At 59.8% G+C, this 584-nt stretch carries 1 protein-coding gene; it reads right to left on the minus strand.

Annotated elements, in window-relative coordinates; translation table 11 throughout:
• Nucleotides 1–584: phage major capsid protein (locus H8A87_RS19700; RefSeq protein ID WP_232370002.1), on the minus strand; the 584-nt coding region annotated here is incomplete at both ends.

Genomic DNA, 584 nt, shown 5'->3' on the forward strand with positions numbered 1-584 from the left:
AAGGCCAGAAACGCGACCTGATCGTACTCGGCGTAACGCTCAACCAGGCGTTTCAGGGTCATATAGGCCACCCGGCGGACGATGAAGCGGTCAAAGTCCCCACAGTAGATGAACTTGTTGCCCGCGCCCAGATCGGCAATCGCCTGATCAATCACGTAAGACACCCCCAGTACGGTAGACGGCACCACCCCGGCAATTTCCGGCAGCCACAGCGGGCGGCCCTGCCCGTCTTCCATTTCCGTAATGACTTTCAGTGTGCTGTCATTGAACGCCCAGCGGAAGGTCCCCGCGTTGCGGTACGCCGGGTCAATGGCATGTTTCAGGGCGTTCATGTCTTTCCAGCTAAACTTGGCCGCCGCATCCACCGTACCGGTCACCGAGGTTTCCAGCCCCTTGGGTTGTTGTGGGCTGCCCGTGCCGGTGCCTTTCACCAGATACCTGGCCTCGCCGCGCCCGATACGTTCGGCAATGCGTTTGGCCAGATAGGCTTCCATGTCAATGCCGGAGTCCAGCAACAGCTCGCTGGATACCCGGATGATTTTGGAGGACAGCTTTTTCGCCCCCAGTGATTCGGTGCCGAACGC

Origin of the sequence: Xenorhabdus lircayensis (assembly GCF_016306625.1) — a bacterium.
Taxonomy (GTDB): Bacteria; Pseudomonadota; Gammaproteobacteria; order Enterobacterales; family Enterobacteriaceae; genus Xenorhabdus; species Xenorhabdus lircayensis.